The sequence below is a fragment of the Echinicola strongylocentroti genome (assembly GCF_003260975.1).
In the GTDB taxonomy this organism is placed as follows: Bacteria; Bacteroidota; Bacteroidia; order Cytophagales; family Cyclobacteriaceae; genus Echinicola; species Echinicola strongylocentroti.
On the sequence record NZ_CP030041.1, the window covers coordinates 3,584,664 to 3,607,429 of the forward strand.

The following is a 22,766-nucleotide window of genomic DNA, read 5'->3' on the forward strand; positions in this document are numbered from 1 at the left end:
ATTTCGTTTGCCAAATTATAGCGTGGCTCCCAGCTTGTTACCTTGTTACTTTTTTGCTTCAGGTCAAAAAAGTAACCAAAAAACCCCGCTGCGGTGAGCTATTTGACTAAAATCAAAGCCAGCACTCGCGCAGGCAAACTCCTCCATTTGAGCAGCAAACCAACTTTTTGTGCTGATTCACGTCAGACAAGCCTGCGCCTTTTCCAGCCCACTTCTTTGATTTCTTAACGTCAAATACCTCAAGGCAGAACAGAAAATTCCTCATTGGAAAAGAGTATGAATCAACGGTGAAATAACCGGCATTTTATCTTCACCCACTATAATCCATAGAGAGCGAAGTTTAATTGTTTTCATATTAAAAAGTTGTATTAAATCTGGTAAAACTTACCTAAAAGATCATTCCCAAACAGCTATGTCTAGGAATGATCTCAAAGAAGTGTCAATTAATTTATGCACTTTAATTGCTGTCAAAACACCTCCAGCTCCACTGGCCCTTCCAGTCCGGAAGGCATTACATCCCATGTGGAGGCGTCAAATGGCTTGTAGTTGATGTTGACAAAATTGATTTCGTGGTAATTTCTCCACTCTAGGCCTTGCTGGTCCATGTAGCGGATCCGGTTGGCCATAAGGTTGGCCACTTGGATCTTGATTTCATTTTTGCCGTCTTTCAGGTGTTTCCCTATTGGAAGTTGGTATGGGATACTCCAGGCGTAGCCAGCTTCTTGGCCATTGACCCAGATTTTGGCACTTTCATGAACCTTTCCGAGTTTCAGCAAGTAGTGTTTGCCATCTGATTTTTGGAGGTCAAATGTGGTGCTGTAAGTCGCCTGTCCCGAAAACTCAGCGGCTTTTTTGTCGCCATTGGCCGTCCAAGGTTGGATGGTTTCGAAGGTCTGGTCTTGGGGAAGACCCGGTCCTCCACCGTCAAAATGAAGCTTCCAAGGTCCTTTCACAGGGACGGTTTGAGCAGCTTCTGCCCGGTATGCCCAGTGATCTGCCGAAGTGGTCTCCGCTGCCGAAGCTTGCAGCAAAAGGCTTTCACCGGATTCCAAACGTACTTTGACGACGGTTTTACCTTCTTGGCCATGGCTCTTTGCCAAGCCGCTTTCTCCTGTGAGTGGATTCATCAGAAATACTGAAGAAGCCGCGACATTTAGTGAGATTTCTTCATCGATGGTATTGGCAGTATGGTTGACCAAGAAATAATATTTGTCATCCCCAACTGCCCGACGGATAAATTGCAGCCCGCTGTCCGTGAGGGATTCCCTGTCGATCGCTTCATTTTTCAGGGCTTGCCTGGCGTTTGCATTAAGGATGATCTTGCCTTTTCCAGTGGTGGCTTCTCCTTGATCATTAAATTGGAGCTGATTCCAGGTTTCTGCCAGCTGCTTTTCTCTTTTCTCCACTTCAAAATGTCCCGGTACATGCTCAGGAACCGCCTCAAAGATCACCGTAGCACCTTCTTTGGCCAGCTGGATGGCACCTTCCAAGGTTTGGACAGGGAAGTATTCCATTTTGGGGACCAGTAGTGCTTTGGCCGGTGAGGCCTCCCCATGGGTAAGGATTTTTCCATCCTTTACGCTAGCTTCACGGATCAGTTTATCCGATGCAAAATCAAGTGAATAGCCCTGCTCCATCAGCTCGGTAGTCTGCGCATAGAAGGCAGTAGGGTGCAGCCAGTCATCGATATGGTGGACAGAAATCATCTTGAACATATTGCCCTCTTCAGCCCACACGTCATAGACTGGCCAGTACACGATCAGCTCATTGTCAGGCTTGCCGGCCTGCAGTACAGATTGGCACCTGGCGATATACTCATTGAAGCTCTTGAAGTGCGGCCAGAGGCTGTTTTGCTGGGTGAGGTTAAGTGATGCATAAAACAACCAGCCTGGAAAATCAATGTCTTTGGGAGAGTAGGTGACACCATGGTAGAATATATGGTTGATGCCGGCAAGGAATGCTTGATCCACCTCAGGTTTCATCTGGGAGAATGAAGACTTAAAGTGTTCGCCCAGCCACGTGAAGGTCTCACAGGAAATCAACGGCTTTCCGGCCAAGTGACCTGCCGAGGATGCAAATTTCAGCATGATCGGGTCAGGGTCCACGTTTCGGATATCCGCACTGTCCCTTCTGAGTCCCGGTATCGGGAAGTAGCTGGAGCCAAACGTTTCACATTCAGGGATATCCACCGTGGCATACAGGTCTATCAGGTTGCCGGGAGAGCCGTGCGCTTGGTTTTTGGTTTTCTTGCCCTTGCTGTGTGCCCATGCTGTCCAGTTTTCGGTAAAGTGCTCCAAGAGCAGCTCGTGGAGCGTCTGGCGATAATCCGACTTGATGCGGGCGACTTCTTCATTATTTTCCTTGCCAAGGAGCTGCGGTAAGTAGGCTTTTAAATCATAGCCTCTTCGCTGCTGAAATTCGTCAAGAAAGTTCTTGGTAAAATTGGCACCATATACTTCAAAGCTGTCATTGTAAAAGGCCCTTATTCCGGGCGTGTCCTCCCCAAAAGCTTTTGCGAAAACATCCAAGTAGCTGTTAACGGCTGCCGTCGAAAAATGATCCAAGGTATAGCCTTTTCCTCCCGGTGCAGCTCTCTTTACCTGTTGGCCTGTTTTGCCATTGTAGATGGCCATGATTTTCCAGTTTCCCTCGGCTTCCCAGCTCAGTTGTCCTTGTGTGGTGACTTGGTCGGTGATTTCTTCTACTTGTCCATTGTTTCCATAAGCCATGACGGCGATAAGCTCGGGGCTGAGTTCAGGTCGCTTTTCGTCTTCCCAAGTCAGGTCTTGTGAGAAAACCGCTTGTCCACTATAGTCAAACTCCTTTGTGACCAATTTGGATGCAGCATGGTCGGGATTGACAAACGGCCCACCAAAAGGCCAGCCCGTTCCTTGGGTCAGGTCCACTTGCATGTCCAGGCTGTCGGCCACATCGATGGTGTACCTGAGCATGTCCAGCCATTCGTCAGACAAAAATTCCAGGTAGCGGTCTTCATGGCCTTTTGCTCCGTAAATGGGGGCGATCTCTACTCCGCCCAGTCCAGCGTCCGCATATTCGTGCATTAGGTAGCTGAGGTTTTCCTTGTCCACGGCGTTGCCCATCCACCACCATCGTGTCCAGGGTTTGGATTGGTTGGTGATTGCGGGCCAGGGGTTCGGGGTTATAGTTGGTTTGTCGGCCGCTTCCTCAGAAGGAGCCTGACATGAAAAGGCCATCAAACAAATAGCTGGCAGGAGATATGTTAAGGTAAGTTTCATTGGTTTTAATTGCTAATTGAAATAGTAGACTTCCGTTTTCCTTTTTGAATGGGAGAAGGCTTACAAGGTAAAAACCTCTTTTAGCGGGAGGCTTATGGGCGATTGGTCGGGATTGGTTTCCATGATATCGGCCATGTATGCCCACCATTTTTGTACGATTTCCGTATTGCCCAGATCTTGGGAGGAGCTGTCTCCGGCTACGGTTTGTACCGCAAATAGGGTGGAGGTTTCGTGATCCAGGTAGATACTATAATCCTGCACACCACTGTCCTTAAGCAAGGTCACTAGTTCAGGCCATATTTCACGATGCCGTTTTTCGTATTCTGCCTCATGTCCAGGCAGTAGTTTCATCTTGAAGGCAATTTGTTTTGTCATTTTTTAAGCGGAATTATTGTCCTAGCTCCTAAGAAACATAATAATGCTCAAACAACTGTTATGATCTGACGGGTATGGGTTGTGAAGGACAGTGTAAGTAGTCGGGCTAAGGATTAGATTTTTCTCCGATATGGCTGGTGTAGTTGGAGCAGAAGCGGTTTTTATTCCTGTAAAGGAGGGGTGGTCAAAAAAGAATTCAAACGTCTGAAAAGCGGTGCTTACGGGATACTACAGTACAAAGGTCAAAAACTTTCCCTCTACATTAGGGCAAGTGGTTCAAGTTATTAGGTGCGACTGGAGATGAATTCGTTGTTTCATTTTTGGCAGTTCACCTGATTACTTGGAGGTATTAAGGTGGCTTTTGTTCACGAAAGCTTTATGGAAAAAAGTACGTCGGGCTCCTTCGGTGAGACCGGTAAGACAAACCCTAAAAAAATAACCAATGAAAAGACAATTAACCCTCAAGAATCCATGGCAAAAGCGAGCGCTTTTGTTCATGTCCATGGCCTATGGTGCCGTGGCAAATGCGGAGGAAATCCCCTTTCCTTCAGGTCATTTGGTCAATAATGACGTAGCAATCACGATGAATAACTTGGAAAAGCAGGTCTCAGGTACTGTGATCTCCAGCGAAGACAATCTACCGCTTCCTGGTGTAAGTATTCTCCTAAAAGGTACTGGGCGGGGAACTGTTACAGATATAGACGGTAAGTTTACCTTGGAGGTACCTGATGATGGAGCTGTGCTGACGTTTAGCTCTATTGGGTTCGAAACGCAGGAAATAGCTGTCGGTAGCCAGACTACCTTGAATGTAACCCTTCAGGTGGACATGCAGCAGTTGGGAGAAGTGGTCGTGGTAGGTTATGGTACCCAGAAAAAAGCAAATATCACTGGAGCCATTGCTCAGATGGAGCCAGAGAACCTAACCGAACGCCCCATTCAGCGGGTGGATCAAGCCTTGGTCGGTCAAATGGCCGGCGTAAGGGTGAAGCAGACTACTGGAGTGCCAGGTCGGGGATTTGATATCCAGATCCGGGGTGTGGGCTCCATTACGGCGAATAGTCAGCCCCTTTATGTGATCGATGGCTTTCCCTTGGAGGCTTCTGGTGGCAATCCCATGGACAATATCAGCCCCAATGATATCGAATCCATTCAAGTGCTGAAAGATGCCGCAGCTGCTGCCATCTACGGATCCCGTGCCGCCAACGGCGTGGTCATGATCAATACCAAGAGCGGTAAATCCGGCAAGGCGCAGATCAGTCTGAACTCCTATGTTGGGTTTAACGAGACGGTTAAGAAGCTGGACGTGTTGAGCCCCACTGAGTGGATCGACCGGGCCACTGAGATGATCAATACCCAGTGGGAACAGTCAGGTGAAGGCCGCAGCGCATCACAAAGCCTAGCAGAAAGGGAGGCCATCTTAGGAGGCTTTGACCGAAACTATATGTATGACGAGCGGTGGACGATGGAAGGTTATCCGGGATTGATGTTGGTAGATTGGCAGGATCACCTATTCCGTAAAGGACTGGTACAGAATTACCAGCTCAATGCATCCGGCGGTAACGAGAGCGTGAAATACTTCATCTCTGGTGATTACCTCGATCAGGAGGGGATTGCCGTTGGCTTGGACTATAAACGCTACTCTGCCCGTGCCAATGTAGAGGTACAGGCGAGTAATAAACTGAAGTTTGGCTTGAACCTAAACCCTTCCTATTCCACCTTAAATGATCCGGGTGTGGAAGGAAAGGACGCCATTACGCATACCACAGTGGGCATGGCACCAGTGGTGGAGGCAGATGCAGGATTGAATACCGGTGTAGGAGATATTCCCCTTTATACTTGGGCGAGTTCGCGGCAAAGTCCCATTGCCTATGCCAAGTCAAGGCTAAATGAAACGACGATTTTCAGGAATTTGGCCACCGCCTACGGACAGTATGATTTTATCGAAGGACTGGCTTTCAAGACCACGCTAAATGTGGACAACGTAGACCAACAGAATAAAAACTACACGCCAGCACCGGTGACCCGTAACAAGCAGACCACAGGCGGTTTTAATGGTTACAGGAAGTTGACTTTTGTCAATGAGAACACCTTGACCTTTGACAGGTCTTTTGACGAAGCCCATAACCTGAATGCGGTGATCGGTATGTCGTACAATTTCAATAAGCGAAACACGTATACCATGGGTGGTAATTTTGATGTGGAAGGCATCACTACCCTCAATGCAGCAGTGATCAATGCGGGCAGTACCAATACCACAGAAACACAGAGTACTTTGCTGTCTTATTTTGGTCGTGTGCAGTACGACTATAAAGGTAAATACCTGGTGTCGGCATCTGCGAGAAGGGACGGTTCTTCCCGTTTTGGTGATGAGACCAAATGGGGCTTTTTTCCTTCTGTGTCCTTGGGATGGAGACTTTCTGATGAGGAGTTTATGAAAGATGTGCCCTTGATCAGCGATCTGAAACTAAGGGGCAGTTGGGGACTTTCCGGTAACAACGGTATCGGAGATTATTCCCATATCGCCACCTTGGATTTTGCGAATTATTCCTATGGTGGTGCCTTGAACAACGGCTTGATCCCCGGGAACTTTCCCAATCCTCAACTCGGCTGGGAAGAGTCCGAGATGATAAACGTGGGCTTGGATTTGGGTGTGCTCCAAAACAGGATTTACGCTTCCTTTGATTACTATACAAGGAAGAATACCAACCTGCTGCTGAACATCCCTGTGCCCTCTGCTACTGGATTCACTACGGCACTGACCAATATCGGTGAAGTGATGAACAAAGGTTGGGAGCTGGAGCTGACTTCCCGAAATATCACGGGGCAATTCGAATGGACGACCAATGTCAACCTCAGCCATAATAACAACGAAGTAAGGCAGTTAGGGCCAAACAACACACCGATTTTGGGCGGTAGCTTTGATATCAACCACCGCATTACCATGGTGGGGCAGCCGATGAATACGTTGTTTTTGGTGCAGAATATCGGCATCCTGACCCAGGAAGAAATCGATAATGGAGCAGCTCTTTATGGCAACCAGGAAGAAGGTGACCCACAGTATTTGGATGCCAACAACGATGGGGTGATTGACCCTGATGACAGGATTTTGTCCGGCAATCCTAATCCGGATTATATCTGGGGCATTACCAATAACTTCAGGTACAAGGGCTTTGACCTCAACATCCTTGTCCAAGGACAATGGGGTGGCTTGATCTATTCCACCTTTGGCCGTGCGATGGACCGTCCGGGAATGGGCTATGTGGAAAACACCCTTGGAAGGCACCGCAACAGGTGGAGATCTCCAGAGAACCCAGGTGATGGTGAGACAGGAAAAGCCGTATCCAGCTTTGGCCGAATCAAAAACACCGACTGGCTGTATTCTTCCGATTATTGGAGAATCCGAAACATTACACTGGGCTATGACTTGGGCAGGATCATTGCCAACGAAAAGCTGCTTTCTGCAGCGAGGGTTTATGTGACTGCTGAGAACTTCTTTGGTGGGGATAAGTACACGGGTGGATTTAACCCCGAGGCGGTAAATAGCGATGGGGATGATTATGGTGCATTCCCGCTGTCCAAATCAATTGTATTTGGTGTCAACCTGAAGTTTTAACCCAAAATAACAAGAACAATGAAAAAGTTGAATAAACTATATATCACGCTGATTGGTCTGGCTACAGGAGCAATGGTTTCCTGCGAAAGTAAACTGGATCAGTCGCCCATTTCTTCTATTGGCTCCAACGCCTTTTATCAGAATGAAGCAGATTTTCTGAAAGGACTTACTGGAGCTTATAATGGGCTCAACTCCTATGCAATTAATCATTTCGAATTGAGTGAAGTGCGCTCGGACAATATCTATTCTCCAGGAACCGCCGGCGTCAGGGATTATAACCTGATCAATAATTTTAATTCGAATTTGGCGACAGCGGGGATCATGAATTCCACTTGGAATGGCCTGTACAATAATATCATGCGCGCCAATACCATTTTGGATAACCTGAGCGCAGATGTCCTTCCAGATGAAGCAATAAGGACAAGGATCGAAGGAGAAGCGAAATTTTTAAGAGCACTCTATTACTTTGATCTCGTGAGGTTTTATGGCAGGGTGCCGCTTTTTGATCGGCCAGTGACACCATTGGAGGCATTGGAAATTCCCCGAAGTCCTGTCGCGGATGTTTATGGGCTGATTATCTCAGATTTGGAAACTGCTATCAGCAATTTGCCTGATGAATTTACCAGTGCAGGCGATTTGGGACGTGCCACTTCACATGCTGCCAGAGGCTTGTTGGCACGGGTGTATATGACCCGTTCAGGTACGCAGCTGCATCCTGATGGCCCAGTACTCGGCACCAATGAATGGAGTCAAGCATTGACCCTGCTCAACGAGATTATCGATAGCGGGCAGTTTGATTTAGTGGATAGCTATGCCGATATATTTGCTTACGATAACGAAAACAATGAGGAGATCATTTTTGATGTTCAGTTTTTGAGCGGTGGACTTGGCGTAGGTGGAGAGTATGTGCAGTACCACTATCCCGAAGCCTTTGCCCGCTCCAATGGGATTCCATTCGCAGGCGGTACCTTCCCGGATGCGCCCAAAACCGTTTCCGCTGACTTGATGGCATCCTATGAGACGGATGATGTGAGAGATGACTTCTCGGTTTGGGTAAATTATACGGATGCCAATGGCAATACCGTTCAGGATAGGTTTATCAAAAAATACCTTGATTTGGACAATTTGGGGGTAGACCGCTTTGACTTTGAGCTGAATTACCCCGTGATCCGCTATGCTGATGTGCTGTTGATGAAAGCGGAAGCCCTGAGCAAAAGCGGTGGTTCCCAAGCCGAAATCGACGAGATTGTCAACGACATCCGGGAGCGCGCAGGTGTCAGCACTCCGCTATCGAATGTCACCTATGACCAAATCATGGAGGAACGCAGGAGGGAGTTTGTCGGTGAAGGCCTGAGATGGCATGACCTGGTGCGCTCAGGAATGGCCATCGATGTGATGCTGGATTGGATTGCTACAGATGACTCGGGCAACAAGATTTCTACCGACATCACCTCAGACGACCTGATCTACGCCGTGCCGATCAACCAATTGGATGTGAAGGAAGGGCTGTATGAGCAGAATCCGGGCTATTAGAAGTACGAAGTATTAGGTACGAGGTACGAGGACAGTATTAAGATAGATAAAAGAGTCAAGAAGAAAGATAAAAGACAAATGAAGCCATCCGCTAACGACGGGTGGCTTTTTGATGAAAAAGGTTAAACCCGGATTATGCGTTAGGAATCGTAGTGAGAGCTGAAATTGCAAGAAAATCAGTTAGTTTGGAGGCATTAGCGTAGCACCGCTACGGTTATGCTGAAAACTAAAGTGAAACGGCTGATTTTGAAGCAGTTTCAGGTCGCAACACCTGTGCGCCGTGGCGTAGATAGGCTAATGCATATTCCGGGTTAAAATAACTCATTTTATGAAACGAAGGAATTTTCTGGGGTATACAGCCATGATGCCGGTGATGGGGCTTTTTCCGTCATCGTTGGAGCCATTGCTCCATAAGGATCCGGAATCTGCATTTGCCAGCCGGCTGGAGCCACTGCATCGTTTACTGGAGACAGAAGGGTATTATGTATGGGGGACTAGTCCCATCTATGATGCGGCGGGTAAAGTCCACGTGTTCTATTCACGCTGGAAGGCGGAGTACGGCATGGGTGGATGGATCCATCAGTCGGAAATCGCCCACGCAGTGGCCGATCAGCCGGAAGGACCGTATACCTTTCAGGGGGTGGTATTCTCTCCAAGAGGAGGTAAGCACTGGGACGCCACGACCTGCCATAATCCACATATCAAGGAGGTGAATGGGAAGTATTATCTCTTTTATATGGGCAATCACAATAAGCGCACAAATACCAAGCGGATAGGGTTGGCTACGGCAGATGCCCTGGATGGTCCTTGGCAACGGCCGGATGAGCCGCTTTTGGAAGCTGGAGAAGAGGGGAGCTGGGATGATCATTGTACCACCAATCCTTCCTTTGTGCAGCATCCTGATGGGCGGTGTTTTCTTTATTACAAATCTTGGAACACTTACGAATACGAGCATTATACTGATCCCAAAATCCGGGGCAATAGAAAATATGGACTGGCCATAGCCGATCAGCCCGAAGGGCCGTACCGTAAATACGAAGGAAACCCGATCATCAATTACGCCGATAAAGGTGACAATATCCAGGCAGAAGACGGATTTGTATGGTACGAAGAGGGCAAATTCAGGATGCTGATGCGGGACATGGGCATATATAACCACCAGTATGGATTATACCTAACGTCCGAAGACGGGATTCATTTCAGTGACCCGCCTGAGATCGCCTATTACGAGACCGATCATTATTTCAGCCAACCGCCTAAGCTTGGCCATTTGTCAAAATATGGAAGGTTTGAACGTCCACAGATTCTCTTTAAGGATGATAAGCCGGACTACCTCTTTTTGGCCAGTCAGGGCGGTGAGTTCATGACATCAAGTACCTATCTCTTCAAAATAAAAAACTAAACCATCATGCATCAGTTAAAGGCTGACAAAGCATTATTTACATTACTACTCATTTGCCTTTTTATTGGCAGTTTCCATCAGGTGATCGGGCAGGAGTATTGGCACGATATCCCCAGAAAGCTACGTTACTCGCCGAGTGGACAGGATTTTGTGATCGACAATGGCGAGCGCAGGTTTAACCGTGCCCTGTATGGCTATCATTCCGACTTTCGCACAGAAGCGGGCGATCAGCCACTATTTTCCTTTTATTTGCCTGGCATGGGAGGGCATTTTAGATTCGGTGTCCAAGTGGGAGACCAATCCAAATGGCTGCATGAGGCAGCAGATGTAACGGCCAGTTACCGTGCAGGCATGATGGTGTATTCCATTACCGATCCGCTATTGGGAAAAGGTGAGATCAGCATCAGTGTAATGCCCTTGCGGGAGCAAGAAGGGGCGATTTTTAACGTTGAATCAGAAGGGCTGCCAGCAGCGGCCGAGCTGATATGGGTGTATGGTGGCGTCACTGGCAAGCGGTTTCGTAGGATGGGAGACCTTGGTGCCGATCCGCCATCTGTATTTGACCTGACGGTAGAAAAGTGCCAAGGCAATGAAATTAGGTTGAATGGCCAGAATGAGTTGGAGCTAATGTATGGGGAAGCTAAAGATGGTGCTCCACGGCCAAAGATGCTGGGGACTTTTCCATTGAATGCCGAAATCCGGTCCGCTGCGCCCCAGATGATGGACAGCCCCGCTGCGCTTTGGGAATCAACGGTGGAGGATGCGCCTGTTTTGGTGGGCAAGGTGCCTGCGGGGAATGCTCCCCATTACTTTGCGATCTACAGGCCCGGATTTCAGGATTTACCTTATCAAGGACTTGCAGAAGCCTATTCACAAGCAGATGAGGCAAGAAAGCAGCTGGCCAATCGCATCCAAGTAAAAACTCCCGATCCCTATATCAATACCGTAGGAGGGGCATTGGGGATAGCGGCAGATGCGATTTATGACGCACCGGCTTATGTGCACGGTGCCGTGGCGTGGCGGATGCCTTTGCCGGGATGGAGAGGTGCTTACGTGGCCGACTGGATGGGCTGGCATGACCGTGCCAAAACCCACTTTGATGGCTACCTGGCATCCCAATATTTGGAACCCGGAGGAAGTAGAAATGATCCGGATACTGCGAAGCATCTGGCGCGACAAATGGAGAAAACAGGCAAATCTATCTTTAACAGAGGCTATATCAGCCGCCGTCCCGGAGAGCCCTCTTCTCCGCATCACTATGATATGAACCAAGTGTTTTTTGACCAGTTGATCCGTCATTTTGATTGGACAGGAGATGTGGACTACCTGAAGGAGGTTTGGCCCTCTATTGAGCGGCATTTGGCTTGGGAGAAAAGGAATTTTGACCCGGACGGTGATGGGCTTTATAATGCCTACGCAAGTATCTGGGCCAGTGATGCGCTTCAATACAATAGTGGAGGCGTGGCCCATGCATCGGCCTATAATTATTTTGCCAATAAGAAAGCGGCTGAGCTGGCATCGTTCATTGGCGAAGATGGAGAAAAGTATGAGACCGAGGCAGACCGCATCCTTCAGGCAATGAACGGGATACTTTGGCTACCTGATGGCTGGTATGCAGAATACAAGGATTTTTTGGGGCCAGAGAATGTACACCCTCAAGCAGGGGTGTGGTCCATTTATCATACCATTGACAGTGAAGTGCCGGATCCTTTTCAGGCCTGGCAGATGACGCGATACGTGGATACGCAAATTCCTCATATTCCTTTGACAGCAGATGGCTTGGAAGAAGGGAAATACCACACCCTTTCGACTACCATCTGGATGCCTTACACCTGGTCGGTGAATAACGTGGCTTTGGCAGAAGTGTTGCACACGAGTTTGGCCTATTGGCAAGCAGGAAATTCCGATGAAGCATTCAGGTTGTGGAAAAGTGCCCTGCTGGAAAGTATGTACCTGGGCGGCAGTCCCGGCAATTTTCAGCAGCTGTCCTTTTTGGATGCCATGAGAAGTGAGCTATACCGTGATTTTGCGGATGCAGTGGGCATGGGAGCCAGGTCGCTGATTGAAGGGCTCTTTGGGGTAAAACCCGACTTGATGAACGATCGATTGGAGATCGTGCCAGGCTTTCCAGCCGAATGGGAATATGCTTCCCTTAGTACGCCGGATGTGACAATTGACTTCAAGCAAAAAGACGAGGTGGATCACTATGAGATCACCAATCGATTTGGGAAGGAGCTTGAAGTGGAATTGGTCGTAAGGGCAAGGTCAACGGGTATAAAAGCGGTAAAGGTCAATGGCAAACCGGTGGCTTGGAGCCTGTTGGAAAATCAGGTGGGCAAACCAGCCGTGTTGATCAAAGCACCTTTGGGAGAAAAGCACCATATTTCGATAGCATGGAAAGGAGCAGCATTGGAGGATTGGCGATTTCCCAAGGAGGTCACCGTTGGTGAAAGCTTGGTACTGGATAGGGCTGAGGCTGAAGTGCTGAAATTGCAGGATCCGGAGCAAGTGTTGGCGGCTAAGGAAATAGCAGATGGTGGATTTCAGGTTAAGGTTGCCAGCCAAATGGGGAACAAAACCTTCTTCGCTAAACTGAAGCAAGGGGAAATGACCTGGTGGGAGCCAATTGCCGTTAAGGTACTGCCAAGGCTGGAAATTACGCCGGTCGATAAGCAATCCCCTTCAGCATTGGCCTTTTCGGTCACGAATCATCAAAAGGAAGCTATGCCCGTTTCCATTTTGGTGAACGGAAAGCCTTGGAAAGCGAAAGTTAGCCTGATTTCAAATAAGGCGCATGAATTTACCATCCAAGCACTTCCCCTGCTCCAAACAGGTACTAATTTGGTAGAAGTGTATCACGGTGATGAGCTGGTGGCCCAGCAGGAGGTGATCAATTGGGAATTGGACGCTTCATCAAAAAGCCTTGAAACGGTGGATATTTCTTCGGCGATGAATGATAAGGTGACGGCCATTTTCAGGAACGAATACCTAAGTCCACGATCGCCATATCCTACCCTGCAAATTCCCGTTCAGGGGATGGGCGACTGGGCATCGCATGGAGCCTATATGGATATCAATGATGAGGGGCTGCGGAAGTTGGCCGGTGAGCGTGATCAGTTTGTTTTGCCGCAGGGCATTCCTTTCAGCACTCCAGGAGATGCAGCCAAGAACAATATCCTGTTTGCTTCTTATTGGGATAATTACCCCGAAGAGGTAAAAGTCCCATTGTCAGGGAAGGCGAATCATGCTTACTTGCTAATGGCTGGATCCACTAACCACATGCAGAGCAGGATGGAAAATGGCCAAGTAGTGGTGCACTATAAAGATGGCAGCGAAGACATCTTGTCCCTGCGCAACCCTGAAAGCTGGTGGCCGATCGAGCAGGATTATTATATCGATGGATATGCGTTTGATATTGGCGTACCCAGGCCTGTCCGGGTGCACCTGAAAACGGGCAAAATCAGCCGAGAGGCCCATGACCAGTATGAAGCCATTGATCACTTCACCGAACATGCGATAGACGGCGGAGCGGCTACAGTGCTGGATTTGCCCTTAGATCCTGAAAAAGAACTGGATTATCTCGAAGTAAAAGCGACGACCATCGAAGTAGTGATCGGGTTGATGGCGGTTACCTTGGAAAGGGAGTGAAACAGGAGATATGAGACATGAGATGTGAGTCGTGAGTAGTGAGACATGAGAATCCTCCCCGCCACGGCGGGGAGGTTAGGTGGGGTTATTTTGGAGCAAAGAGAAACACAATAGGATTTTAGTAAATGACTAGTGATTACAATAATTGATAATGAAAACTAATATTAACCTAGCTGTTCGAGATTTGTAATCTCGAACCGAGATAATGGGGATTTGAAATCCCCCTAGGCCATTTGTGAATAATACAGACACCAATAAAGGATATAGCCTTTCAACAACTTACATTCATTAGCCTGACGGCTATGGGAGGATAGGCAGATCCGCTCGGCCTGACCTCACTTAATTTCTTAACTTAAGAGCTTTGCGGGGGCTAGGGGGCTGTTTCCTAGCTTGGGCTTGGATCCTGCCCCAGTACAGTCAAGTTCGGAGTAGGCGTGGGTGGCCTTCGGCTACGCTCAGGCACCCATCTCGGTAGGGATGAAAAAGGGAAAATGCCGACCAGATTCAGGGCCTGACATCCAACCTTGAATCCTTTAAAACCTTCCAACTTTCAACCCTCTAAAACCTTCCAACCTAATAATTTACCAACTGATGCTGCAATAGCAATCCCAGCTTGGTGAGGGCATTGGCGGTTTGCTCGTTCCAGTCCAGGCCGAAGCTCAGACGGAGGCAGTTTGTGTATTGGTCGCGTAGGGTAAACATCCGCCCCGGTGCGTATTTGATGCCCAGGCTTAGTGCAGGTTCATAGAGCTGCGAGGTGTCTATCCGCGGATCCAGCTCGACCCAAAGTAAAAATCCACCATTGGGAAAAGTGGTTTTGGTGTTTTCGGGAAAATACTCCTGGATGATCTGTAGGTATCTGAGCAGGTTATGGTGGAGGCTTACCCTTAGCTGCCGAAGGTGATTGTCATAGCGGCCCTTGTCCATAAATCGGGCCACTACTTCATGCGTGAGAGATGGACTTGCTACCTGGTGATAAAGCTTGGTCTTTAGGACCTCGTCCATGTATTTTCCAGCAGCGATCCATCCCACGCGATAGCCAGGAGCTAGGGTCTTGGATACGGAGCTGCACCACAGGACGATTCCTGCTTTGTCAAAGCTTTTGCAGGGAACGGGTCTTTCTGGGCCAAAAAACACATCTCCGTACAGGTCTTCTTCGATAAGAGGCACTTGATGGTTTGTGCAGATTTTTACCAAGGTTCTTTTGCTTTGTGCAGACATGCTATAGCCCAGCGGATTGCTAAAATTGCTGACCACGACGACTGCGGCGATGTCAATTTTTTTTAGTGTCTTTTTGACCTCTTCCATGTCCAGTCCATATTCGCTATGCGTAGCCATTTCCACTACTTCCAATCCTAGACTTTTGGCCAGCTGTAGGGTGCCAAAGTAAACGGGACTTTCGGTGATGATGCGGTCGCCTTTCTTGGTGATGGTCATCAGTGCCAATGCCAAGGCATTCATGCAGCCATTGGTAGTGATCAAGTCGTCAGGAGAAAGGCCGTTTTCCCAGAGGGAAGTACGCTGGGCCACTTGGCGGCGAAGGTAGGGATTGCCCATGATGGGTTCATAGTGGACGCAGGCGTCCGTCAGATCCAGCATCGTTTGGCGAACGATTTTCTTTAGCCGGGCGATGGGGAGCATCGTTGAGGAAGGTACACCGATTGAAAAATTGGTAACGGAATCATGGGGTTCATTTTTGCCATAGACCTGTTGGATGGTATCATCGATACTTCCACGTCCTTCCTTTGTGGTTGGTCGGTAGACGACTGGCGTTTGGACGTTTTGGTTGGGCGAGAAGGAGACAAAGTACCCCCGCTTGGGACGTGCTTCCACCAGCCCCTTGGCCTCCAATAGGTACATGGTTTGGAGCACAGTGCTGATGCTCATGCTGGTCTCGCGGTGCAGCTGCCGCACGGAAGGAAGGCGTTCGCCAAATTGATATGCTCCGTTTTTGATTTGCTTTTCTAGCTCCTTGGCGAGTTTTTCATATAGGTTCATGGAAATAGATCGTAGACGTGAGATGATGGTAGTGAGTCTTGAGTAATGTCCTCGATAGCGGTGGAGTCATCTGTATTCTTGTTTAATGTCTTCTAATTTCGCGCTTCTCTCTATCTGTTATGGTAAAAATTACAAAAACTGTAACTGTAATGGTTGGTTTATGTTCTTTAATTTTGAGAAAAATCAATATAATAACCTGAAATAAAGCGGGTATGGAAATTAAAAAACAGTTAACATCTCAACGTTCCATCGAACAGTTTAATTTTGACCAATTTCAGTTTGGTGTGGAAGCCACCGACCACATGCTGGTCGCCAAGTACAGTGAAGGTGAGTGGCATTCGGCGGCTATTCAGCCCTATGAAAAACTGACCTTGTCTCCATTGGCGATGTGCCTACACTATGGCCAGACAGTTTTTGAGGGACTCAAAGCATACCGGCAAGTGGATGATGGTGTCAGTATATTTCGGCTGGACCGCCATCACGAGCGGATCAATCAGTCCTTGCGTAGGATGGCCATGCCAGAAGTGCCCAAGGAGCTTTTTGAGAATGGAATCAAGGAATTGGTGGAGGTGGAGCAAGACTGGATCAAGGAAGGAGAGGGAAATTCCCTTTATATCCGGCCTTTTGTCATTGCTACAGAAGAGCGATTGGGTGTAAGCATTTCCACAGATTATTTATTTGTGGTGGTGTGTACCCCGATGGCAGCGTATTATGCAAGGCCGCTAAAGGTCAAAGTGGAAAGGCACTATACCCGTGCCACCTCAGGAGGTGTAGGAGCAGCCAAAAATGGCGGGAATTATGGCGCAGCCTATTACCCGGCAAAGCTGGCCCAGCAAGAGGGATTTGATCAGGTGATCTGGACGGACAGTCGTGACCATGAATATGTGGAAGAATCAGGGACGATGAATTTGATGTTCATCATCGATGGTGTGCTGCTGACTCCACCAGCTGGAGAAACGATTTTGGCAGGTGTGACGAGGGATTCCTTATTGCATATCGCGAGGGATTTGGGCTGGCAAGTAGAAGAAAGACCGATCAGCTTGTTGGAGCTGCAAGAAGCTTTTGAAGCAGGGAAGAAAGTGGAGGCCTTTGGTGGAGGCACGGCAGCCGTGGTGGCGCCTCTGGAACTGATCCATTTGGAAGGAAAAGATTACAGGCCTTATGTGGCAGATGATGCTCAGATGTTCCAGTTGAAGCAGAAGCTGACCGCTATCCGCTCAGGGAAAGAAAAAGATCCGTATGCGTGGAACTTAGTGTTGGAAAAAGCCTTGACGAGGTAATCGATAAAAGGGTATAGACTTTTGGGAGTATGGGTCTAAGTCAGCAGGCTTAGACCCTTTTATTTTTATAAATCTACAAAAATAAAATTCGCCTGCTTAGGTGATATTTGGTTAGATTGTGACACATGATAGTGTACACCATGGCAATTGATTATGAAGAAGTTATTGAAAACCCGCAAAGGCAGGGAGGAGTTTTTCCTGAAGATGTATTATGAGTCATTTCCAGCCGTCTCCCGTTACGTGAGCAAGAGAGGAGGTTCGGTGGAGGATGCAAAGGATGTCTTTCAGGACAGTCTGATGATCTATTACGAACAGTTGGTGGCAGGAAAAGAGGTACATGAGAAGCGCGGTTATCTCTTTGGCGTAGCCAGGCATCTTTGGTACAGCCGTTTTCGTGAAGCCTCGACTTTGGCACTTGGACAAGACCAAACGGTGCTGTCACAGGTAGCGGACAGTGGTCAAGTCAACACAGACGAACCTTTGCCCCTATTGGGCTTTCTCCAATCGGCTGGAGAAAAATGCATGGAGATGTTAAAGTCATTCTACTACGATCGGCTGTCGATGGATGAACTTGCCCAGCGATATGGATATCGAACCACACGGTCTGCCACGGTGCAGAAATACAAATGCCTGGAAAAAGTAAGAGATCAAGTAAAAGAAAAATCACTGACCTATGAGGACTTCACTGCGTGAAATAAGGACGCTTGAACAATATATTTTGGGTGTTTCTTCTGTCGATGAACAACTGCTAATGGAAGCCAAGATGCAATTGGATCCTTCCCTTACCCATAAAATTCATTGCCAAAAGTCGGCTTATCAGTTGGTGCATGATTATGGAAGGGGAAAGTTGAGAGAGGAGATTAGAAAAGTAGAGTTTGAGCTTTTCGAAACACCCCAGCACAAAGGTTTTAGGAACCGGATATTGAACTTCTTTAAACGATAAATGATGATTTCAGCCAATACATCCCAGGTCGTCCCCATGGTGATCGACCAGAACGATTATAGTGGAAGAGCCTATGATATTTACAGCCTATTGCTCAAGGAGCGGATTATTTTTCTGGGCAGTGCCATCAATGACCAAGTGGCCAATTTGGTGGTGGCCCAGCTATTATTTCTGAATAGTCAGGATCAAAAGCGGCCAATTAGCCTATATGTTCAAAGTCCCGGAGGAAGTGTCTATGCGGGGTTGGCGATTTATGACACGATGCAGATGATTTCGGCACCGGTGATCACCTTGGCCGTGGGATTTACGGGAAGTATGGCGACGGCTTTGCTTACGAGTGGGGCGAAGGGCAAACGCCAAGCGCTTTCCCATGCGACCATCCACATGCACCCCACCAGTGGAGGGGCCAAAGGATATACGGAAGATGTCAGGATAGCGACTAAAGAACAAGAGCGGCTACAGGTCCAGCTTTTTCATATCATTGGCAATAATACTGGCCACAGCTGGCGGGAAATTGAGGAGCTTTTTCTTCGTGACCGTTATATGACTGCACCAGAAGCCAAAGATTATGGCTTGGTGGATGAGGTGCTTGGTACCACCGCGGATATTGTCCAACTAAAAGATATGCCTTTTGGCGTGGGGTTTTACGAGGACGCTTCGTGAATGAGTAGATCCTTGAATATGGAAAATAAAAAAGCCGAAGATTAGTTTCTTCGGCTTTAAAATCTTCCAATATTTCAATTTTCTAACCCGGTTTATGCATTAGGAATCGTAGTGAGGACTGAAAGTGCAAGAAAATCAGTTAGTTTGGAGGTGTGAACGTAGCACCGCTACAGTTATATCGAAAACTAAAGCAAAGCGGCTGATTTTGAAGCAATTTCAGGTCGGAATAAATAGGCTCATGCATATTCCGCGTTTAAGTTTCACTCCTATAATTTTTTAGTGAATTTGATTACGTGCGATAATGAAGATACACAATTTAAAAGTTGATCTTTTTCTGGAGATAATGTCCTTTAAAGCTTATGTAGGGGGATCTTTTTTGAGTTCTAAGCATTAAATATTGCATTAGTTTTTAGATACTCATATTGGGTTATAGTGCTTTTTTTAGTGTTCTTTTTACTTGCTTGATTGCAAAATAATTTCAATATTGTTTTTATTAATTTTGAATTTTATCCTTTACATAGCCAGATAAACAGAATAAAATAAAACTAGAAAAGGTGTTGGATAATCTCAATTCATTTGAGAAAAATCCATTTTTGAAAATTATTGACAATCTTATTGCAGAAAATCCTTCACATGTTAAGAAAATAGAAAAAATCCTTTCTGATAACAGAAACGACCTTAAGAGTGCTGATAATACTAATATTGTTGAGGTGTTTTCTCTGTTGGAGGATGAATTTATGGGGTTTGTGAAATCTGAATTTATTAATACAAGTTCCCAATTAGATATTTTAATAGATATTATATCTAGGGAGGGAAATGCTATTATAAAACAAGACTGGTTTTCGAGGCTATATGAGAAGGAGGTTTCCAATATAAGAGGAAAGGTCAAAAGATTTAAAAAAGATTTGGACGATGATAAGTCCGATATATCCTATTCTAGGAAAAGGGACTATATGATATATTTAGCCTGTTTACATACTAGTTACCATAATGATGAACAAAACAATTTGGAGAAAAAAATAACTACTGATGAACAGTCTATCCTCCTTACTTTATCAAATAAACTCGGACTCTCACAAGAAGAAGTCAAGTTGATTAACTATCTAATATTACCAATTCAAAATATAGAGATTGAAGCTGTTATAAATGATTTGAAATCAATTGGTGTTGTTTTTTATTCCAAAAAGACTAATACTATTTATGTTGCAGACGAAGTAGTAAGAATCCTTAGAAAGATCAGGGGTAAAGAGGTCTCTGCAAAATTCTATAGGAGGGTGTTGCTTTCACTTAGAGAACCACTTATAAACCTTATATGTAGAAATCACGGAATTGATTGGAAGATGTCGGTTGAAGAGAAAATAAAAAGCATTATCAGCGAAGGGATATCTTTTAAGGGTATTTTATCTGATGATATTTATAAAGGGGGAACAACTTTGACAGAAAAAAAGAAATTTTTGAATGAATTGGTCGAGAAAAAGCTTAAGATAGGTTCTCCTATCAGGGGATCAGTTTTGGAAGATAAAATCCAGAATATAATACGTTATTTTGAGGAAGTGGAGAAAGATGAAAAGGTAGGGATTTCTATAGATGGGTATAATAAATTGGTGTCTGATTTGTCTAAAGTCTTGCCTCAATTTAATAAGCTAATAGCTCATGAATATCAATTTCAAGATGGAACAGTGATCTCTAGTGAATTCTTGCTTGATTTTAATATTAAGCCACGAGATATTTTAGAAGTTCTTAATCAAGAGGACTTAATTGATTTTTGTAATAAAAATGAAATAAGAACAAGGGGTGATTTTATTTTGAACATTTTAGATGCATATAAGGACTCTGATAATTTATACTTAGAAAATTATGAGAATATAGGTTTGAGAAATCTAAACATATTAAAGGAAAATGGAATTGTCATTAAAGAGGCCGAAGTTGGATTGAAATTTGAAGAATTGACAAAAGTTATTTTCACAAAGTTGAGCTTTAATGTCAATGAGGAGCTTAGGAAGAACCTAAACACCAGTAAAGATAAAGCTGATATTATTCTCGATATGGGTAAAAATGAAATTATCATTGTTGAGTGTAAATCAGTAAAGGAGAGCGGGTATAACAAATTTAGCTCGGTTTCAAGACAATTGAAATCTTATGCTAAGCAGGCCGAATTAAATGGTTATAAGGTGATAAAATCATTATTGATAGGGCCAGATTTTTCTGATGAATTTATCAAAGAATGTGGATTGGAGTATGAATTGAATCTTTCATTGATAAAGGCATCATCTTTAGTTAAAATATTGGAAGGGTTTAAAGGTTCAAAACATAAAAAGTTTCCACATAATTTATTAATGAGGGATGTTTTAATTCAGGAAGAAAGAGTGCTTAGGGCGATCGGAAAATAAAAAAGCCGAAGATTAGTTTCTTCGGCTTTAAAATCTTCCAATATTTCAATTTTCCAATTTTTTAATCTTCCAATAAATACCCCTTCAAATCACAATTTTCCAGTCCTTGGATGCCCTTCACTACAGCTTTTGCATTGTATTTGGCACCTTCAAGAATGGTGTGGGTGTGGTCGGTGTCGTTGAAGAAATGGGCCTTGACATGGTCTTCGCCCAGTGCGTCATAGCCATCTGCAATTATATTGTTCAGGTCGATAAAATAAGTTTCTCTGGTTTCTGCTGCCTGTTTTGCCCATAGGCCATAACTGTCATTGGCACGGTTTACCTTGCCTTCTTTCCAGTTGTTTCTTGGAATCAGCGAACAGACGATTGGCGTGGCTCCAGCGGCTTTGGTGGCAGTGATCATTTGTTTGAGGTACTGGCCATAGCTGTACACGGTTTCATATTGCTCGGTGATGGGGTTATAGATTTCTTCTGCTTCGGTACCGGCACTTCGTATGGTGCCCCTGGCGCGATGGCTGTCGTCCAGTGGGCTGCTGTCGTTGTGGCCAAACTGCATGATCACATAATCGCCAGGCTCCAATTGCTTCCGGACATTTTCCCAAAGGCCATAGGTTTGGTAGGTCCGGCTGCTGGTACCTCCGAGGGCATGGTTTTGGACCTTGATCTTGTCGAGGTCGAAAAAAGGAGCCATATAATCACCCCAGCCCCAAAGTCCTCCGGCACCATCGCCTTGGCCGTTTTTGACAGTAGAGTCACCGATGAGGTAGAGTGTGGGCTTGTCTTTGGAGAGATAGGCTTTTAGTTTGCAATCTTCCAGTGATTTGATGCCCTGTACGGCTGACCAAGCATTGATTCGTGCCCCGGCTTCATTGGTATGGGTGTGGTCTTTTTCAAAAAGCGATGGCACGACATTGGCACCCCACTCGTCGTACTGGTCAGCGACGATGCTGTTGAGGTCCACGAAATAGGCTCCTGTTTTACGGGCGATTTCTTTTGCCCACTTACCATAATCTTGGTTGGCACGCTCCACTTCGCCGTCTTGGAATTTATTTCTGGGGATCATCGAACAGATGATCGGAGTGGCTCCTTTTTTCTTGGCTTCGGTGACAAATTTTTTCAGGTACCAGCCATAGGTATGGACCGTTTCTTCGGTACCGTCAGGCCACGTCAGTTCGACGGTTTCATCACCAGTGCCACGAAGTACTCCCCTGTAGCCAGCCCTTGTCGTATCGGGTTTGCTGCCTTCATTATGGCCAAATTGCATCATGACAAAATCACCGGGCTTCAGGTCATCCAGTACCCGCTGCCATCTGCCTTCCTTGACAAAGGTCCGCGTGCTTCTGCCGGCCATGGCCTGGTTGCTTACTTCCAGTTTGGTGCTGTCAAAGAAGTCATCGATAAACGTTCCCCAGCCCCATTGGCCCGGTCCACCATCGCCACGGCTATTGCGAACAGTGCTGTCTCCGATGATGTATAGGGTGTGCTTTTCCTCTTTGGGGGTAAAGGCCAGCAGCAAGGTCATCAATAACATGACTGCTGTTAACCCATATTTTACATTTTTCATGGTTGAAATATCCTTTGATTTGGGTTTGTAATAGTGGTTGGCTGATGTAGCCAAAAGATAAATCTATATTATTGACTTCATATTTCTGTGCTGTAGTATG

General features: G+C 46.4%; 13 protein-coding genes. 9 read left to right on the forward strand and 4 right to left on the reverse strand.

The annotated features are described in order from the left end of the window. Positions 1-467: 467 nt before the first annotated feature. A complete protein-coding gene (locus DN752_RS14010; RefSeq protein ID WP_112784529.1) occupies positions 468-3,257 on the reverse strand; it encodes a glycosyl hydrolase in 2,790 nt (929 codons plus the stop codon). 60 nt (positions 3,258-3,317) lie between these two features. Continuing rightward, entirely contained in the window at positions 3,318-3,632 is a 315-nt protein-coding gene (gene rhaM / locus DN752_RS14015; RefSeq protein WP_112784530.1) for an L-rhamnose mutarotase, read from the reverse strand. Positions 3,633-4,074: 442 nt separating this feature from the next. Here rhaM and DN752_RS14020 point away from each other — a divergent pair, with 442 nt between their 5' ends. The 4 genes from DN752_RS14020 (at position 4,075) to DN752_RS14035 (ending at position 13,828) form a co-directional block, all read left to right on the forward strand. Further along, positions 4,075-7,245 (forward strand): SusC/RagA family TonB-linked outer membrane protein, encoded by a 3,171-nt coding sequence (locus DN752_RS14020; protein ID WP_112784531.1) that lies wholly within the window; start codon positions 4,075-4,077, stop codon positions 7,243-7,245. An 18-nt stretch (positions 7,246-7,263) separates the two neighbouring features. Beyond that, positions 7,264-8,778: a RagB/SusD family nutrient uptake outer membrane protein gene (locus DN752_RS14025; protein WP_112784532.1), complete on the forward strand. Its 1,515-nt coding sequence runs from the start codon at positions 7,264-7,266 to the stop codon at positions 8,776-8,778. 328 nt (positions 8,779-9,106) lie between these two features. Beyond that, positions 9,107-10,180 carry a glycoside hydrolase family protein gene (locus DN752_RS14030; protein ID WP_112784533.1) on the forward strand — a complete coding sequence of 358 codons (1,074 nt, stop codon included), beginning with the start codon at positions 9,107-9,109 and terminating at the stop codon, positions 10,178-10,180. A 6-nt stretch (positions 10,181-10,186) separates the two neighbouring features. Continuing rightward, on the forward strand, positions 10,187-13,828 hold the full coding sequence (locus DN752_RS14035; protein WP_112784534.1) for a DUF4450 domain-containing protein: 3,642 nt from the start codon (positions 10,187-10,189) through the stop codon (positions 13,826-13,828). A 573-nt stretch (positions 13,829-14,401) separates the two neighbouring features. Here the strand turns inward: DN752_RS14035 and DN752_RS14040 are convergent. After that, positions 14,402-15,826: an aminotransferase-like domain-containing protein gene (locus tag DN752_RS14040; RefSeq protein ID WP_112784535.1), complete on the reverse strand. Its 1,425-nt coding sequence runs from the start codon at positions 15,824-15,826 to the stop codon at positions 14,402-14,404. A gap of 212 nt (positions 15,827-16,038) precedes the next feature. Here DN752_RS14040 and DN752_RS14045 point away from each other — a divergent pair, with 212 nt between their 5' ends. The 5 genes from DN752_RS14045 (at position 16,039) to DN752_RS14065 (ending at position 21,102) form a co-directional block, all read left to right on the forward strand. After that, complete coding sequence (locus tag DN752_RS14045) at positions 16,039-17,106, forward strand: branched-chain amino acid aminotransferase (protein WP_112784536.1); 1,068 nt, start codon at positions 16,039-16,041, stop codon at positions 17,104-17,106. Between the two features lie 153 nt (positions 17,107-17,259). Next, positions 17,260-17,799 carry an RNA polymerase sigma factor gene (locus DN752_RS14050; RefSeq protein WP_112784537.1) on the forward strand — a complete coding sequence of 180 codons (540 nt, stop codon included), beginning with the start codon at positions 17,260-17,262 and terminating at the stop codon, positions 17,797-17,799. Continuing rightward, positions 17,780-18,049: a hypothetical protein gene (locus tag DN752_RS14055; RefSeq protein ID WP_162633219.1), complete on the forward strand. Its 270-nt coding sequence runs from the start codon at positions 17,780-17,782 to the stop codon at positions 18,047-18,049. The genes DN752_RS14050 and DN752_RS14055 overlap by 20 nt, the downstream gene beginning before the upstream one ends. Continuing rightward, on the forward strand, positions 18,050-18,712 hold the full coding sequence (locus DN752_RS14060) for a ClpP family protease (RefSeq protein WP_245949226.1): 663 nt from the start codon (positions 18,050-18,052) through the stop codon (positions 18,710-18,712). A gap of 557 nt (positions 18,713-19,269) precedes the next feature. After that, positions 19,270-21,102, forward strand: a complete 1,833-nt coding sequence (locus DN752_RS14065; protein WP_211324054.1) for a hypothetical protein — start codon at positions 19,270-19,272, stop codon at positions 21,100-21,102. Positions 21,103-21,163: 61 nt separating this feature from the next. Here DN752_RS14065 and DN752_RS14070 read toward each other — a convergent pair whose 3' ends face one another. Continuing rightward, the gene (locus DN752_RS14070) at positions 21,164-22,666 is read right to left on the reverse strand and encodes a rhamnogalacturonan acetylesterase (protein WP_112786555.1); all 1,503 of its coding nucleotides are present in this window, start codon (positions 22,664-22,666) and stop codon (positions 21,164-21,166) included. Positions 22,667-22,766 lie beyond the last annotated feature (100 nt).

Excerpts from the sequence above, each read along its gene's own strand:
- DN752_RS14060 (WP_245949226.1), top strand. The coding sequence starts at position 18,050 with ATGATGATTTCAGCCAATACATCCCAGGTCGTCCCCATGGTGATCGAC.
- DN752_RS14045 (WP_112784536.1), top strand. The coding sequence starts at position 16,039 with ATGGAAATTAAAAAACAGTTAACATCTCAACGTTCCATCGAACAGTTT.
- DN752_RS14050 (WP_112784537.1), top strand. The coding sequence starts at position 17,260 with ATGAAGAAGTTATTGAAAACCCGCAAAGGCAGGGAGGAGTTTTTCCTG.
- DN752_RS14040 (WP_112784535.1), bottom strand. The coding sequence starts at position 15,826 with ATGAACCTATATGAAAAACTCGCCAAGGAGCTAGAAAAGCAAATCAAA.
- DN752_RS14035 (WP_112784534.1), top strand. The coding sequence starts at position 10,187 with ATGCATCAGTTAAAGGCTGACAAAGCATTATTTACATTACTACTCATT.
- DN752_RS14070 (WP_112786555.1), bottom strand. The coding sequence starts at position 22,666 with ATGAAAAATGTAAAATATGGGTTAACAGCAGTCATGTTATTGATGACC.
- DN752_RS14025 (WP_112784532.1), top strand. The coding sequence starts at position 7,264 with ATGAAAAAGTTGAATAAACTATATATCACGCTGATTGGTCTGGCTACA.
- DN752_RS14030 (WP_112784533.1), top strand. The coding sequence starts at position 9,107 with ATGAAACGAAGGAATTTTCTGGGGTATACAGCCATGATGCCGGTGATG.
- rhaM (WP_112784530.1), bottom strand. The coding sequence starts at position 3,632 with ATGACAAAACAAATTGCCTTCAAGATGAAACTACTGCCTGGACATGAG.
- DN752_RS14020 (WP_112784531.1), top strand. The coding sequence starts at position 4,075 with ATGAAAAGACAATTAACCCTCAAGAATCCATGGCAAAAGCGAGCGCTT.
- DN752_RS14010 (WP_112784529.1), bottom strand. The coding sequence starts at position 3,257 with ATGAAACTTACCTTAACATATCTCCTGCCAGCTATTTGTTTGATGGCC.
- DN752_RS14055 (WP_162633219.1), top strand. The coding sequence starts at position 17,780 with ATGAGGACTTCACTGCGTGAAATAAGGACGCTTGAACAATATATTTTG.